The organism is Sedimentitalea sp. XS_ASV28 (genome assembly GCF_041224545.1).
GTDB lineage: Bacteria > Pseudomonadota > Alphaproteobacteria > Rhodobacterales > Rhodobacteraceae > Sedimentitalea.
This window is the reverse complement of sequence record NZ_JBGFGP010000163.1, coordinates 80315-95536: the sequence shown is the minus strand read 5'-3', so window position 1 is coordinate 95536 and position 15222 is coordinate 80315. Positions and strand designations below refer to the sequence as shown.

The 15222-nt window shown below is 64.0% G+C and carries 18 protein-coding genes; 4 read left to right on the top strand and 14 right to left on the bottom strand.

Going from position 1 to position 15222, the window contains the following annotated elements:
- From AB9K34_RS18530 to AB9K34_RS18505, 6 genes are read right to left on the bottom strand one after another with little or no spacing between them, the layout of a single operon-like run.
- A complete protein-coding gene (locus AB9K34_RS18530; protein ID WP_369955912.1) occupies positions 1-798 on the bottom strand; it encodes an MBL fold metallo-hydrolase in 798 nt (265 codons plus the stop codon).
- Complete coding sequence (locus AB9K34_RS18525; RefSeq protein ID WP_369955911.1) at positions 798-1604, bottom strand: TatD family hydrolase; 807 nt, start codon at positions 1602-1604, stop codon at positions 798-800. Before AB9K34_RS18525 ends, AB9K34_RS18530 begins: the two co-directional genes overlap by 1 nt.
- Before the next feature lie 16 nt (positions 1605-1620).
- Positions 1621-2748, bottom strand: coding sequence for a DNA polymerase III subunit delta' (locus AB9K34_RS18520; protein ID WP_369955910.1), 1128 nt, complete (start codon positions 2746-2748; stop codon positions 1621-1623).
- The gene (tmk, locus tag AB9K34_RS18515; RefSeq protein WP_369955909.1) at positions 2745-3383 is read right to left on the bottom strand and encodes a dTMP kinase; all 639 of its coding nucleotides are present in this window, start codon (positions 3381-3383) and stop codon (positions 2745-2747) included. Before tmk ends, AB9K34_RS18520 begins: the two co-directional genes overlap by 4 nt.
- Positions 3380-4546 (bottom strand): D-alanyl-D-alanine carboxypeptidase family protein, encoded by a 1167-nt coding sequence (locus AB9K34_RS18510; protein WP_369955908.1) that lies wholly within the window; start codon positions 4544-4546, stop codon positions 3380-3382. The genes tmk and AB9K34_RS18510 overlap by 4 nt, the downstream gene beginning before the upstream one ends.
- Before the next feature lie 16 nt (positions 4547-4562).
- Positions 4563-5363, bottom strand: coding sequence for a hypothetical protein (locus AB9K34_RS18505; RefSeq protein WP_369955907.1), 801 nt, complete (start codon positions 5361-5363; stop codon positions 4563-4565).
- Between the two features lie 289 nt (positions 5364-5652).
- On the opposite strand from AB9K34_RS18505, the gene AB9K34_RS18500 reads away from it, so the two are divergent.
- The 3 genes from AB9K34_RS18500 (at position 5653) to htpX (ending at position 8396) form a co-directional block, all read left to right on the top strand.
- Entirely contained in the window at positions 5653-6246 is a 594-nt protein-coding gene (locus AB9K34_RS18500; RefSeq protein WP_369955906.1) for a LysE family translocator, read from the top strand.
- Positions 6247-6376: 130 nt separating this feature from the next.
- Positions 6377-7339 carry an acetyl-CoA carboxylase carboxyltransferase subunit alpha gene (locus AB9K34_RS18495; protein ID WP_369955905.1) on the top strand — a complete coding sequence of 321 codons (963 nt, stop codon included), beginning with the start codon at positions 6377-6379 and terminating at the stop codon, positions 7337-7339.
- 139 nt (positions 7340-7478) lie between these two features.
- The gene (gene htpX, locus AB9K34_RS18490) at positions 7479-8396 is read left to right on the top strand and encodes a zinc metalloprotease HtpX (RefSeq protein WP_369955904.1); all 918 of its coding nucleotides are present in this window, start codon (positions 7479-7481) and stop codon (positions 8394-8396) included.
- A gap of 9 nt (positions 8397-8405) precedes the next feature.
- On the opposite strand, the gene AB9K34_RS18485 is transcribed toward htpX, so the two are convergent.
- Positions 8406-9548, bottom strand: coding sequence for an alpha-D-ribose 1-methylphosphonate 5-triphosphate diphosphatase (locus AB9K34_RS18485; RefSeq protein WP_369955903.1), 1143 nt, complete (start codon positions 9546-9548; stop codon positions 8406-8408).
- Between the two features lie 49 nt (positions 9549-9597).
- Between AB9K34_RS18485 and AB9K34_RS18480 the strand changes: the two genes are divergently transcribed.
- Entirely contained in the window at positions 9598-10269 is a 672-nt protein-coding gene (locus AB9K34_RS18480) for a DUF1045 domain-containing protein (protein WP_369955902.1), read from the top strand.
- On the opposite strand, the gene phnN is transcribed toward AB9K34_RS18480, so the two are convergent.
- From phnN to phnG, 7 genes are read right to left on the bottom strand one after another with little or no spacing between them, the layout of a single operon-like run.
- Positions 10251-10796 (bottom strand): phosphonate metabolism protein/1,5-bisphosphokinase (PRPP-forming) PhnN, encoded by a 546-nt coding sequence (gene phnN / locus AB9K34_RS18475; RefSeq protein WP_369955901.1) that lies wholly within the window; start codon positions 10794-10796, stop codon positions 10251-10253. The genes AB9K34_RS18480 and phnN overlap by 19 nt on opposite strands.
- On the bottom strand, positions 10793-11476 hold the full coding sequence (gene phnL, locus AB9K34_RS18470; protein WP_369955900.1) for a phosphonate C-P lyase system protein PhnL: 684 nt from the start codon (positions 11474-11476) through the stop codon (positions 10793-10795). Before phnL ends, phnN begins: the two co-directional genes overlap by 4 nt.
- 10 nt (positions 11477-11486) lie before the next feature.
- Positions 11487-12257 (bottom strand): phosphonate C-P lyase system protein PhnK, encoded by a 771-nt coding sequence (phnK, locus tag AB9K34_RS18465; protein ID WP_369955899.1) that lies wholly within the window; start codon positions 12255-12257, stop codon positions 11487-11489.
- Positions 12254-13105 (bottom strand): alpha-D-ribose 1-methylphosphonate 5-phosphate C-P-lyase PhnJ, encoded by an 852-nt coding sequence (locus AB9K34_RS18460; protein ID WP_369955898.1) that lies wholly within the window; start codon positions 13103-13105, stop codon positions 12254-12256. Before AB9K34_RS18460 ends, phnK begins: the two co-directional genes overlap by 4 nt.
- Entirely contained in the window at positions 13102-14187 is a 1086-nt protein-coding gene (locus AB9K34_RS18455) for a carbon-phosphorus lyase complex subunit PhnI (protein ID WP_369955897.1), read from the bottom strand. The genes AB9K34_RS18460 and AB9K34_RS18455 overlap by 4 nt, the downstream gene beginning before the upstream one ends.
- Positions 14187-14750: a phosphonate C-P lyase system protein PhnH gene (gene phnH, locus AB9K34_RS18450; protein ID WP_369955896.1), complete on the bottom strand. Its 564-nt coding sequence runs from the start codon at positions 14748-14750 to the stop codon at positions 14187-14189. Before phnH ends, AB9K34_RS18455 begins: the two co-directional genes overlap by 1 nt.
- Positions 14750-15190, bottom strand: coding sequence for a phosphonate C-P lyase system protein PhnG (phnG, locus tag AB9K34_RS18445; protein ID WP_369955895.1), 441 nt, complete (start codon positions 15188-15190; stop codon positions 14750-14752). Before phnG ends, phnH begins: the two co-directional genes overlap by 1 nt.
- Positions 15191-15222 lie beyond the last annotated feature (32 nt).

Sequence of the window (15222 nt, the reverse complement as noted above, 5' to 3'; positions counted from 1 at the left end):
TCACAGCGGGAAGCGCAGGGTCAGGCCGTCATGGGCGGCGATGACATTGTCGGGGGTTTCGGCCATCACGGTGTCGTAATCCATGTCGATATGCATGTTGGTCAGCACCGCCTGCCTGGCACCGACACGTTCGATCCAGCCGAGCGACTGTTCGAGATGCGTATGGGTGGGATGAGGCGCACGCCGCAGCGCATCGACGATCCAGCAATCGAGATCTTCGAGCGCGGGCCATGCGTCATCGTAGACGGTTGCGACATCGGGCAGATAGGCGACGTTGCCGATGCGGAAGCCCAGAGAATCGATCGAACCATGCCCGACGCGGAAGGGTAGGAAGGGGATGGGTCCACCCGGCCCGTCGATCCGGAACGCGCCGTCGATGGTTTTCATGTCGAGGATCGGCGGGTAGGGCGAGCCTTCGGGTTGCACGAACGCATAGCCGAACCGCGAGAGCAGGGCGTTCTGGGTATCGCCATCGGCCCAGACCGGCAGGCGCGTGCGCATGTTGAAGACGATCATGCGAAGGTCGTCGATCCCGTGGACGTGATCGGCGTGCGCATGGGTGTAGACGACTCCGTCAAGGCGCCCGGTGCCGCTGTCGAGGAGTTGGCCGCGCAGGTCGGGCGAGGTGTCGATCAGCACAGCGGTGGTGCCGCCGGGCCCGTCCCTCTCGACCAGCAGCGAACAGCGGCGGCGGCGGTTTTTCGGATTGGTGGGATCGCAATCACCCCAATGTCCGCCAAGGCGGGGCACGCCGCCGGACGATCCGCAGCCGAGGATGGTGTACCGGATATCAGCCATCAGGCAGCGGCCTCGTAGCGCGCGACCCTGGTAAACAGGCGATCAAAATTCTGTTGTGTCCGGGCGGCGAATTCGGCGTAGTCGAGCCCGAAAACCTCGGCGCCTTTCCGGGCGGTCTGCGCGGTATAGGCCGGCTCGTTTCGTTTGCCCCGATGCGGCGGCGGTGCCAGATAGGGCGAATCGGTTTCCACCAGTATCCGGTCGAGCGGGGCGGCGGCGAAGATGTCGCGCAACTCCTGGCTCTTGGGGAAGGCGGCAATGCCCGACATCGACAGGTAGAACCCGAGATCGAGTGCTGCGCGAGCAAGCGCCGCCGACGACGAAAAGCAATGCATCACGCAGGTGAAGGCGCCGTTTGCGTATTCCTCTGTCAGGATGCGCGCCATGTCTTCATCGGCTGCGCGGGCGTGGATGATCAGGGGCAGTCCGGTGTCACGCGCGGCGGCGATGTGAACGCGCAGGCTCTCTTGCTGAATCCGGGCGCTGTCGGCGGTGTAGTGATAATCGAGTCCGGTTTCGCCGATGCCGACGAATTTGGGATGATCCGCCAGCGCCACGAGGTCGTCGACGCTCACCAGCGGGACGTCTGCCGCGCTCATCGGGTGGGTGCCGGCGGCGTAGAAGACCGGCGCATGGGCCTCGGCAATGGCCCGCACCGCCGGTTCATTGGCCAGCTTCGTGCAGATGGTCACCATGCGTGTGACACCGGCAGCACCGGCTCTGGCGATTATCTCGTCAAGCTGTCCGTCGAAATCGGGGAAATCGAGGTGGCAATGGCTGTCGGTAATCTGGGGTGTGTCTGTCATGGCCCTTGGTCCGGGCCTAGCCCGCGGCGGTTTCCTGCATCTTGAAAACCGTATCTAGGACAAGCGCGGCAGGGTCAAGGTTGACCGCCTGACCATGTCGCGCGCGCTGGGTGATCGTGGTCGCAATCCCGGCCCAGGCGCGGGCTTTTCGGTTATCCTGCGAAAGCCGGGTCAGGATGGCGGCCTCGTTGGGGGCAGCCTCGGGCAAGGGGGCCGTCCCGGTGGCTCCGGTGCGGGCGAGCCGCGCAAGCGCCGTGTCGATCAGCGTCAGCAGGAGTTCGAACCGCTCGCCCGCGCCGCGTTGTGCCGCGAGGTCCGCAAGCGCCAGCGCCCGTTGGCGATCGAGCCTGGGCAGCGAATCGAGAATCACGAAGAGTTCGGCATAAAGCCCGAGGCCGTCATGCGTGACGATCCGAAGCGCTTCGCCCACGGACCCGGAGGCCAGTGCCGCGAGGCGTGTAGCCTGATCCGAGCCGGCGGGGATGTCCGCCCCTGCCTGAGCCAGCGCCACTTGCATGTCGGGCGGGCCGAGGGGGGCAAGCCGCAGTGTCCGGCATCGCGATCGGATGGTCGGAAGCAGCGCCGAAGGTTGATGCGAAATCAGCAGCAGCGTGGTGCGGGCGGGTGGCTCTTCGAGCATCTTGAGCAGGGCATTGGCGGCCGATACGTTCATCTCGTCGGCAGTATCGACGATGACCACACGCCGCCCGCCATCTGCCGCGGACAGGCCGAAAAAACGGTTGAGCTTGCGGATATCGTCCACAACGATCTCGCTGCGCATGCGGTCGGTCTTTTCGTTGATACTGCGCGTGATCGCGGCGAGGCCCGGATCGGCACCTGCGAGGATCCGTCGGGCAACGGGATGCTCGGGGTCGATATCAAGCGTGTCGGGCGGTGGCGGCGCATCGAACAATCCGCCGCTGTTCACGTCCGGCGTTGCCAACAGGAAGCGCGCAATCCGCCAGGCCAGCGTTGCCTTGCCGATTCCGCGCGGTCCGGTCAGAAGCCAGCCATGATGCAGCCGACCGGCGGCGAAAGCGTCGAGAAATGTGGCCTGTGCTGTATCCTGACCGATGAGGCGGGGGCATTCCCTGGGGTGTGGAGCGCCCGGAACCTGATCGGGCGGAGGTGGACTGTCGGTCATGTCAGCAGCGCCCTGGTCGCGGCAACGACATCGCGGGCCACGCTTTCAATGGGCCGGTTGCCGTCAACGACGCGGAAACGTTCGGCAAATTCCGTGGCCAGTCCGAGGAAGCCCGCGCGCATCCTGTGTTGCAATTCGGGTCCGAAATCCTCGAACCGCTCTTCGCTGCCCTGACGGTCCCGGGCGCGGCGCAGCCCGGTCTCGGGGTCCATGTCGATCAGCACGGTCATGTCCGGTTCGCGCGCGATCATCAGGTCGTGCAGCGTATCGACAAGCCCGCGCAGGTCGCCGCGTGACAGCCCCTGGTACATGCGGGTGCTGTCGGCAAACCGATCGCAGATCACGATCCTGCCCTGCGCGAGAGCGGGCAGGATCGTACGCTCCATGTGATCGCGGCGGGCGGCGGTGAACAGCAGGATCTCGGTTTCAGCCGACCAGCGGTCGGGATCGCCTTCGAGCACCAGGCGGCGAATTTCTTCGGCACCGGTGGACCCGCCCGGCTCGCGGGTCAGCACCACGTCGTGCCCATCGTCGCGCAACCGCTCGGCCAGCAACCGTGCCTGTGTCGATTTGCCCGACCCGTCAATACCTTCGAAAGTCAGAAAGACGCCGTTCCCGGCCTGCCGGCCGGTCACATTGCCTCCGTCTGGGGGCCATTGAGGAACTGAGTGATCAGGTATTGCGCCGCGGTCCTGACCCGCACGATGAAGCCGCCATTGCCCACCGCATGTCCTGCCACCAGGGGCAGGCGGGTTTCCGGCAATCCCTCGGGCGAAATCACCAGTTCGGCAAGTTCCTGGCCTTGGGCGATCGGTGCCTTGATGGGGCCGTTATACACCACTTCGGCATTCAGGTTGCCGCTGCCAAGAACCGGCAAGAGGATTGTCATGTCTTCGGCGGGAACCAGGTCTACCGTGGGCTGTCCGCCCATCCAGACCTCGGCTTGCGTGACCGGCGTTCCCGTTCTTGCGATGGTTTTTTCGGCAAATTGGCGAAACGACCAGTTAACAATGGCTTCGGCCTCCTCTGCGCGGCGGGCTTCGGTGTCGAGACCGGAAATCACGAAAATCACCCGGCGGTCGCCCTGTTTGGCCGAGCCGACAAGTCCGTATCCCGCCTCTTGCGTGTGTCCGGTCTTGAGCCCGTCCGCGCCGATGTCGAGGGTCAGCAACGGGTTGCGGTTGCGGATGTTTGACGGGGCGCGGCCGTCAAAGGCAAATTCACGTTCGGCGAAAAGCGGGTAGAACTCGGGGAAGTCGCTGATAAGCCGGTTGGCCAGAACCGCGAGGTCATGCACCGACATGCGATGCCCGGCCTGGGGCCAGCCGTTCGAATTGGTAAAGGTCGAATTGGTCATGCCGATCTGACGCGCACGCTCGGTCATGTAACGGGCAAATCCCGGCTCGGTGCCGTCAGGGCTGAGGGCTTCGGCAATGACGGCGCAGGCATCGTTGCCTGACAGCACGATGATGCCCCGCAACAGGTCCTCGACGCGCACCCTGTCATTGGTGTCCAGGAACATGGTCGAACCCTTGTAGCTCATCGCGTGGCTGGAGACCGGCAGGCGTTCGTCCAGGGTCAGCCGCCCGTCGCGGATGGCTTCGAACGCGACATAGAGCGTCATCAGCTTGGACATCGAGGCGGGCGGCAGCGGTTCGTCCGCGTTTTTCGACAACAGAACGGTGCCTGTGGTCTGGTCCAGAACATAGGCGGCGGCGGAGGTATCAAAGGCATGTGCTGCAATCGGCTGCGTCAGCAGCACCGCAACGGCCAGGACGGATTTGATAAGACGTTTCACGGGGAAGTCTCCCTGCTCAGGTGATGGAGGGCTTGGTTTGCGCGAGCCGGAGTTGCGCGGACCGGTGCCCGGCGGGGGCAGATATGCCGTTGCGGTCGCGATCCGGCAGGGCGGCGGAGTCTTCCGTCGGTTCCAGCGGCGTTTCGAGAACATCGGCGGGCGCGTCGAGCGGGGTAATCACGCTGTCGGTCGCTGCGTCGTCATTCCGGGATCTGGACCAGGGCCAACGGAATTTCCTTTCCTTGGGCGCGGGCGCATCCGGCTCGACGGCGGTGACTGCACCGGCAACGATGTCGTCGTCGACACGTCCGGTCGCATGGCTGTCCTGCGCCTCTGTTTGTGGGGTTTCGGCCTCGGCCTCTTCGGCAACGGGCTCGCGCAGCAGCGCGGTGACATGCAGATTGACCGGTGCGCCGGGCAACATGGCCAGGGCCTCGGCCGCGTCTGACGACGCCTGGATGCGCGGGCCGGGTATATCGCGCTCCCGCCGGAACAACGCGCCGACAACCGAGGTGTCGTTCGACGTGTTGCGGATGATGACGCGATGCGGATCGGTCACATCCGGATGCGCCACCCAGATGCCACCGAGCGAAGGGCGACCATCCCACAGGCCGGCTTCGGAGATGTCAAACACCTCGGGGGCTTCGATATCGCGCTGAGCGCCCTTTGTGTCGGTTCTGGTCACGGTGTTTTCGGTCTCGGAACCGGCGCTCTTCAGCCACAGACCGTCATCACCGCAGGCCGAGAGTGCCGCCGCGATCAGGACTGCCCCGGTCAAACGAAAGGATGGCCCGAGGCCAGGTTTCATTCGGTTCATGCCAAATTCCTTGCCTGCAAACAGGCGTTTCATGCGCCCCGGCCGGTTTTCCGGTCATACTGCTTTGGCGCAAACCGCCATTTTTGCGGCATCATAGCTTGGCAAGCGGGGCATTGAAAGTCCACAGGCAAAGGGTTGGCAAGAATTCCCCTGAACTCGCGGACACGTGAAACCGTGATGAAATGCACAGGCAAGTCAATCGGCCTGGGCGGATTCATCTGGTTGCGTGATGCGGTGCCGCACAAAACCGAATAACACCGGCGTATCGTTTTGCTGTATGGAAATAGTCATGGATATTGACCTTTTTCTGGCGCTCGCGCTCTTTGCCTTCGTCTCGTCGATCACACCGGGGCCGAACAACCTGATGCTGATGACATCGGGTGCGAACTTCGGCTTTCGTCGCACCATCCCGCATATGCTGGGCGTCGGGCTGGGGTTCGTGGTGATGATCCTGTTGCTGGGCGCGGGGCTGATCGGGCTGTTTGAGGCGTTTCCGGTGGCGTATGACCTGCTCAAGGGGATCAGCGTGGTTTACCTGCTGTTTCTTGCCTACAAGATTGCCACCGCCGCACCTACCGATGAAACTGCGGAGGTGGGCCGGCCCATGACCTTTCTTCAGGCGGCGGCGTTTCAATGGGTCAACCCCAAGGCCTGGGCCATGGCGCTGACCGCGATCAGCGCCTATACCCCGACGCAGAGCTTTGGCTCGGTCGTGCTGGTGGGGCTGGTCTTTGGCACGATCAACCTGCCTTCCGTGGGCAGCTGGACGCTGCTGGGCCAGCAACTGGCGCATATTCTCACCAACCGAACCCGCCTCGTCGCGTTCAACTGGACCATGGCCGTACTGCTCGTGGCCTCGCTCTATCCCGTGCTCTGGCCCTGACCGGGGGCAGGGGCAGGTCGTGACGCGCAAATTCACCGGTTTGAACGCCGCAACGCGGCAACCGTGATCTCCGGCAATTGCAAACCCCCGCGCCTTTGGTCATATACGCATCAATCACGGGAGCGCGACTATGACCCAGTATCTGGATTTCGAAAAACCCCTCGCCGAAATCGAAGGCAAGGCCGAAGAGCTGCGTGCGCTGGCGCGCGCGAATGAAGAGATGGATGTTGCGGACGAGGCGACGGCGCTGGACCAGAAGGCGGCCAAGCTGCTTGACGATCTCTATTCCGACCTGACGCCCTGGCGCCGGTGCCAGGTGGCCCGCCACCCGGGACGGCCCCATTGCAAGGATTACGTCAAGGCCCTGTTCACCGAGTTCACGCCGCTGGCGGGTGATCGGAATTTTGCCGATGACCTTGCGGTGATGGGCGGTCTTGCCCGGTTTCACGACCGGCCGGTGATGGTGATCGGACACGAGAAGGGCAGCGACACCAAATCGCGGATCGAGCATAATTTCGGCATGGCGCGCCCCGAGGGCTATCGCAAGGCCGTGCGCCTGATGCAGCTCGCCGACCGGTTCAACCTGCCGGTGGTGACGCTGGTGGACACGACCGGCGCCTATCCGGGCAAGGGCGCGGAAGAACGTGGACAATCCGAGGCGATTGCCCGGTCCACCGAAGCCTGCCTGCAAATCGGCGTCCCTCTGGTCAGCGTGATCATCGGCGAAGGCGGTTCGGGCGGGGCGGTTGCCTTTGCCACGGCGAACCGGATCGCGATGCTCGAATACTCGGTATATTCGGTGATCTCGCCCGAAGGCTGTGCCTCGATCCTGTGGAAGAACTCGGAAAAGATGCGCGAGGCCGCCGAAGCGTTGCGCCTGACGGCGCCCGACCTCAAGAAACTGGGCGTGATCGACCGGATCATCCCCGAGCCCAAGGGCGGCGCACATCGCGACAAGACAGCGGCGATTGCCGCGGTCGAAAAGAACATTGCCGCGATGCTCGGTGAACTTGGCGACAAGGACAGGGCGACGCTGATCGCGGATCGCCGGAAAAAATATCTTGAAATGGGTGCCAGGGGGCTGGCCGCCTGATAACTGCCTCGGGGTCTGTCGTCTATGCCGGGCGTGTTCTTTCAGATGCCCGGGGAACGGCGTGCCGCCCCTGCTTGCACATTGCGCAAGCCTCCCCATATCTCATGCGTTGGAAATGAATGAGGTTCCGGAGACGGCAATGGGCTATGTAAAGACCGCGATGTTGATGGCGGCGATGACCGCGCTCTTCATGGGCGTCGGGTATCTGATCGGTGGCTGGGGCGGTGCGATGATCGCACTGGTCGTTGCGGCCGCGATGAATGTCTTTACGTGGTGGAACTCGGACCGCATGGTCCTGCGGATGCATGGTGCGCAACCGGTGGCGCCGGGGGACCCGATGGGTCTTCATGCGCTGACCGCCGAACTGGCCCGGAACGCCGGCCTTCCGGAACCCAGCGTCTATCTGATCGACACACCGCAACCCAATGCCTTTGCCACCGGCCGCAATCCTGCCAACGCGGCGGTGGCGGTGACATCCGGACTTCTGCGCAGCCTGAGCCGCGAGGAACTGGCCGGGGTGATCGCGCATGAACTGGCCCATATCCGCAACCACGATACCGCGATCATGACCGTTACGGCGACATTTGCCGGGGCGATCTCGATGCTGGCCAATTTCGCCCTGTTCTTTGGCGGCTCGCGCGAGCGGCTGGGCCTTTTGGGTACGCTCTTGATGATGATTCTCGCGCCGCTTGCCGCGACCCTGGTGCAGATGGCAATCAGCCGGACGCGGGAATATGCCGCCGACAAGGCGGGGGCCGAAATCTGCGGGCATCCGCTCTGGCTGGCCTCGGCGCTGGAAAAGATCGCGATGGGTGCGGCGCGGATCGACAATGACGCCGCCGAACGCAACCCGGCGACGGCGCATATGTTCATCATCAACCCGTTGCATGCGCACAAGCGCGACAACCTGTTCACCACCCATCCTGCGACCGAGAACCGCATCGCGGCACTGCGGGCGATGGCGGGCCAGACACGGCGCGCGCCCGAACCTGCGGTGGCCCAAAGCCGTGTGCCGAAGGTGCGCAGGCCCGCCGGCCCCAGAGGGCCCTGGTCCTGACCCCCGGCCTCAGCCGATCCGCTGCCCGCGACACCAGACCGCACGCACCATCGGTGTGGTTCCGGCCATGCCCACGCGCAGCACGTCACCGCGTTGCCCCGGCATCAGATCGCCGCGATCGGTGAGGCCTGCAGCGCGCGCCGGGTTGCGGGTGACGCAGGCAATCGCGCGTGGCAGATCCTGCCAGACCTCGGCCAGCCGGAACGCGGACAGAAGCAGAGCCGACGGGACATAGTCGGACGAGACGATGTCGAGCAATCCCGCCTCGGCCAGTTCCAGGGCGGCGACGTTGCCGGAATGCGACCTGTTCCGGATGATGTTGGGCGCCCCCATCATCACCGCGACGGCATGCGCGCGGCAGGCGGCAGCCGCCTCGTGGGTGGTGGGAAATTCGGCAAAGGCGACGCCTTGCGTGCGCGACACCGCCACCTGATCCGCCGTGGTATCGTCATGGCTCGCCAGAACCGCGCCCAGCCGTCGCGATGCGGCGACCGCCCCGGCCTGATGCTTTTGGCCGTTGGCATCTTGCAGCGCCTTCAGGTTCTCCACATGCTCGGCAAATTCGGCGTCGTCAAAACCGCGCTTTTTCGACAGGTAGGTCTTGAGCGCCGCCAGATCGCGGAATTGCCGCTGGCCCGGCGTGTGATCCATCAGGCTGAGGATGCCGACGCGGTCCTCGGGGCCGAACTCCGCCAGCTCTTCGAGCAGCGTTTCCGAACAGATCTCGGCACGCAGGTGCAGAAAGTGGCTGACCCTGAGATGGCCCGCGGCGCGCGCGGCCAGAAGTTCGTTCGCGAGGGTGCGCGCATAGGGCGCATATCGCATCTGGCCGCCGTGGATCGAACCGACGCGCAGCGCGTCGAACACCGTTGTGATCCCGGTCGAGGCCAGTTCCGCATCATGGGCGAGAATCGCGGGCAGGTGGGGCCAATCCACTTTCGGACGTGGTTCGATATGGCGCTCCAGATTGTCGGTGTGCAGTTCCACGAGTCCTGGAATGACAAGATCGCCATCGCAGTCGATTGCGCCATCGGCAACCGTGTCGCCTTCCGAGATGGTATCGATCACGCCGTCCCTGATCGTGAGGCACCCCGTCACCACCGTGTCGTTCAGAACCAGTCGGGCATTGGCAAGACAAAGCTCCTCTGACATGGAACCTTTACCGGCGGATGCCAGGGATGTCGGTACGATAGGAGAGTTCATGTCATATACTCGCTTTGCGATCTACTTCGTTCCGCCCCATGGCGCGCTGGCCGAGTTTGGGGCGCGTTGGCTGGGATGGGATTTGGCAACCGGCAGCGCGGTGGCACAACCGGGTATTGCCGGGCTTGCCACGATCACGCGGACACCGCGCAAATACGGGTTTCACGGCACGCTCAAGCCGCCATTCCGGCTGGCTGACGGGTGCGATCCGGACGGGCTGGCAAGGGCGGTGCAGGCTATGGCGGCAACTTGTGCTCCGGCGCGCTGCGAGGGTCTGCACCTGTCGCGGATCGGGCGGTTCCTGGCCCTGACCCCTGTCGGGGATACGGGCGGCATCGAACGGGTGGCTGCAACCTGCGTTCGCGCGCTCGACGATTGGCGCGCGCCCCCGGATGCGGCAGAGCTGTCGCGCCGCCGCCGCGCGCGCCTGACCGAACGACAGGACGCGTTGCTGACGCGCTGGGGGTATCCCTACGTGATGGAAGAGTTCCGCTTTCACATGACGCTGACCGGTCGTCTGGCTCCTGACGAGGTGGCTCAGTGGCACGAAACCGCCACCGCGCATATGCCGGATCTGCCCGCCCCGTTTGTGATGGATGCCATTGCTCTCGTCGGCGAGCGGAAGGATGGGCATTTCGAATTGATCCAATGCTACACCCTCACCGGCTGAAGTGCTGCCAGCGCCATGTCAACGGTATGCTCCAGCGATCCGTCATTGCATATCTCGATCACATCCAGACCATCTGGCAGCGGTTTCGCAGCCTGTATGAGCCGACGGTCGATTTCATCTTCGGATTCGCGCCCGCGTGCGATCAGACGCTGGCGCAGCACCGATGGGCTGGCCGTCATGTTGAGCACGCGCAGGCGGGGAAAGATGCCATCCGCCTGCACCAGCGCGGTCCGCGAGAGATTCGCGATGCAAGTGACCCCGGAGCGGACATCCGCCAACACATCGGCGGGAACGCCATAGTGCAACCCATGCGCCTGCCAGTTCACGCAGAATGCGCCATTGCGTGCCATTTTTGCGAATTCCGATCCGGTGACCGCATCATAGTCTTCGCCGCCCAGACCGGGAGCGCGGGTGATGACGCGGCGCACCAGCCGGAACGCCGGTTTCGCGGCGGCGATGCCGGACATCACGCTGTCCTTGCCGACACCGGAGGGACCGACAACGGCGATGAGGGCCGCGGCGCTCATGCGGCCTGCTCCGGCGTGAATTGTCCGACATCGATCTCGCGGTCGCAGACCCGGTTTCTGGCATCGGTGTCGTGAAAGATGCCGACAATGGCCGCACCGCGCTGTTTCGCGGTTTCAATGAGGCCGAGAACGATGTCGCGGTTTTCCGGATCGAGGCTCGCCGTGGGTTCATCCAGCAGCAGCGCCGGATAGGGATGCACGAAACCCCGCGCGATGTTCACCCGCTGTTGCTCGCCGCCGGAAAAGGTTGTCGGCGAAAGCGACCAGAGGCGCCGGGGAATGTTCAGCCGGGTTAACAGATCGCGGGCCTGTGCCTCGGCGCGGTCTGCCGGCGTTCCGATGACGCGCAACGGTTCGGCGACCACCTGCAGTGTCGGAACGCGGGGCACGACGCGCAGGAACTGGCTGACATAGCCCAGTGTCTCGCGCCGGATGCGGATGATCTCGCGCGGTTCGGCCTGAACCAGATCGACGCCTCCGACGCGGATTGCGCCGCTCCGGGCCATGTAGTTGCCATAGATCATCCGCATCAGCGTGGATTTGCCCGCCCCGGATGACCCCGTCAGCGCGACACATTCGCCGGGCCGGACGCTGAGATCGACATGCGCAAGCACGTTGATGACGGCACTGCCCTGGTTGTGCAGCGTGAAGGTCTTGGAAACATTTCTGAGTTCGATCATCTTCGTGTCCTTACACCTGCAATACCGAACTGACGAGCAACTGCGTATAGGCGTGTTGCGGATCGTCAAGCACCCGGTCGGTCAGCCCGTGTTCCACCACGCGCCCCGATTTCATCACCATCAGCCGGTCCGCCAGAAGTCGCACGACCGCAAGATCATGGGTGACGATGATCGCCGAAAGCCCCATGTCGCGGACCAGCCCGCGCAACAGGTCAAGCAGCCGCGCCTGCACGCTGACATCCAGCCCGCCCGTCGGTTCGTCCATGAAAACAAGCCTTGGTCCGGTCACGAGGTTTCGCGCGATCTGAAGCCGCTGCTGCATGCCGCCGGAAAACGTGACCGGACGGTCGTCGATGCGCCCCGCGTCGATCTCGACGCGGTCCAGCCAGTCGATTGCGTGTCCGCGAATGTCGCCATAATGGCGGTTGCCGATTGCCATCAGGCGCTCGCCCACATTGCCGCCTGCCGACACCCCCATGCGCAGCCCGTCGCTGGCACGCTGGTGGACAAAGGCCCAGTCGGTCCGGCCGAGCATCCGACGTTCGGGTTCCGACATCGTCACGGTGTCGCGCGGGCCGTGTCCCCGGGTGTCATAGATCACCGATCCGGCATCCGGCGTCAGGTGCCCCGCCAGGCAGTTCAGCAGGGTGGACTTGCCCGACCCGCTCTCGCCGACAATGCCCATGACCTCGCCGGGGTAGAGATCGAACGACACGTCCGAACATCCAAGGTGGTTGCCGTAGCTGCGGGTCATGCCCTGCACTGAAAGCAGCGGGGTCATCCTGCGTCCTTTCCGCGATAGCCGGCATTTTGACGGGTCTCGCAATGATCTGTGTCGGAACAGACGAACATCCGGCCGCCGGCATCGTCCATGATCACTTCGTCCAGATAGGTCTCAACCGATCCGCAGAGACCGCAGGGGTGATCGGCCCTGGACGGATCAAACGGATGATCTTCGAAATCGAGGCTGGTCACAGTGGTATAAGGCGGCAGCGCATATATCCGCTGCTCGCGTCCTGCGCCAAAGAGCTGGATCGCCGCGCAGTCCGACAGTTTCGGATTGTCGAATTTGGGGATTGGCGACGGATCCATCACATAGCGCTCCTCGACCTTGACCGGGTAGGCATAGGTCGTCGCGATATGGCCGTGGCGGCTTATGTCCTCGTAGAGCTTGACATGCATCAAGCCGTATTCCGCGAGGCTGTGCATCTTGCGGGTTTCGCTTTCGCGCGGTTCAAGAAAGCGCAACGGTTCCGGGATCGGGACCTGATAGACCAGGATCTGCCCCTCGCGCAGTGGCTCTTCGGGGATGCGGTGGCGGGTCTGGATCACCGTCGCGTGACTCGTCGCGGTGGTCGTGGCGATACCGGCGGTCCGTTCGAAGAAGCGCCGGATCGAGACCGCATTGGTCGTGTCGTCGGCCCCCTGGTCGATCACCTTGAAACGATCCTCGGGCGTCAGCACCGCGGCCGAAACCTGAACGCCCCCGGTGCCCCAGCCATAAGGCATCGGCATTTCGCGGCTGGCGAATGGCACCTGGTAACCGGGGATAGCCAGCGCCTTGAGAATCGCGCGGCGGATCATCCGCTTGGTCTGTTCGTCGAGATAGGCGAAATTGTACCCGCTCATTCGGCTGCCTCCCGCGTCTGGGCATTCGCTTCGCGCCGCATCTTGCGCACCAGTTCCAGTTCGGACTGAAAATCGACGTAATGGGGCAGTTTGATATGTTCGAGAAAACCGGACGCCTGAATATTGTCGGCGTGGTAGAGGACGAATTCGGCATCCTGCGCCGGGGCGCCCGAGTTGTCTTCGCCAAGTTCCTCCCATCGCAGGGCGCGATCGACCAGCGCCATCGAGATCGCCTTGCGCTCGGAATGACCGAAAACCAGGCCGTAACCCCGGGTGAATTGCGGCGGCTCGGTGCGCGAGCCCTTGAACTGGTTCACGGTTTCGCATTCGGTCAAGGTGATTTCCCCGATCTCGACCGCGAAACCCAACTCGGGGATTTCCATTTCGACCGGAACGGTCCCGACGCGCAGTTCTCCGACAAAGGCGTGGTTGCGCGCATAGCCCCGCTGGGTCGAATAGGCCATGGAGAGCGTGAACCCCTCATCCGCGCGGCTGAGCGCCTGAAGCCGCAACGCGCGCGCCGCCGGGAGTTCCAGCGGTTCTCGGGTCAGGTCGGGCGGGGGCGTGTCGTCCTGCGGGGCCTCTTCGATCAGCGATTCGCGGTTCAGGAATTCGGTGACATGCGGAACCGGGGCGGGGTCGGCATCGCGTTGCTCCGCCGTCACCGGTTCGCCCTCGGCGGCCAGCTTGAAGTCCAGCAGACGATGGGTGTAGTCGAAGGTCGGCCCGAGGATCTGACCGCCGGGAACATCCTTGAACGTGGCGCTGATCCGCCGGTCACAGGCCATTTCGGCGGTTTCGATCGGTTTGGTCATACCGAACCGGGGCAGGGTGGTGCGATAGGCACGGATCAGGAAAATCGCCTCGATCAGGTCGCCGCGTGCCTGCTTGATCGCGAGCGCGGCGAGGTCGGGATCATGCAGCGATCCCTCTGCCATGACCCGGTTGACCGCGAGGCTCAGCTGTTCGCGTATCTGCTGAATGTCGAGTTCCGCAACATCCGTGTCGCCCCTTCGTTCCTCGGCGAGCCAGGCATGCGCGTTTTCAATCGCACGTTCGCCCCCTTTGACAGCAACATACATCAGGATACCTCGGTTGTGCGGGGCAGAGCCGCCAGTTGGCTGCCGCTGGTAAAGATGAAATCAAGCCCCAGCGGGAAATGTGCGCGATTGGTCCGGAAGAATTCTGTGTCCGGTAACGACAGGCGCGCGGTCTCCCTGATCCCGGGGCCCCGGAGCGTCGCGCCAGATGCTGCAAGCTCTGCGCATTCGACGATCAGTGTTGCCGAACGATCCGGATATTCCGGGGTGCCGACCGGATAGCTGGACACGGGCGCAAGCGCCCCCCATGCGCCAACCGCGAACATGCAGTGAGACGGTCCTGACAAGGGCGCGCCCGTATGAAAGGCAAGCCATCTGCGCACCGCGTCACAATCGGTCGCGCCAGCCAGATGGATGGGTGTTTCCGTATCGCACAGTGTCAGCAGAACCGCGCCCGCGGCCCTGGACAAGGGCGCAGGAGGCTCTGCTCCGTCGATGTCCTGGATCGTGCCGGGACGCGCCATCGCCTCCATGACGCCGCGAAACGCGTGCGCCGACTGGACGGACGGATCGGTGAAGCCGCCGGATAGGGTGTCTGTCCGCATCAATCCTCTCCTCTGACCATCGTGAAGAAATCGACTTTGGTTGCTGCTGCCTTGGCGGCGCGGCAGTGTCTGGCCCTCGCGGCGTCTTCTGCCAGCGGGCCGAGGACCTCGCTGCGCATCCGGGCTGCGGCCGATGTCTGCATCAGAGCGTCAACCACGGCGGCGGCTTCTGCGTCACCCTTGCGGCGTCCCTTGAGACAGGCGTGACCGACCTCGCCGCTGCTCAGTCGCAGAGTGCAGCGCGTCACGGTCATTTCGCCCAGGTTGAATGGTGCGCCGGTTCCGCCGGTGCGGCCCTGCACCATCACGCTGCCGATTTCCGGGGCGCGCAGCCATTCGAAATCCGGGTGGGGTCCGGCCTGTCCGAGCAATTCGGGAACACGGCCTGCATCCGCCTTGGCCAGGAGGCTCATCCAGGTCTGGCGTTTTGTATCCTTCATCTCGACAACTTCGTCTGTTACTATACAACTAG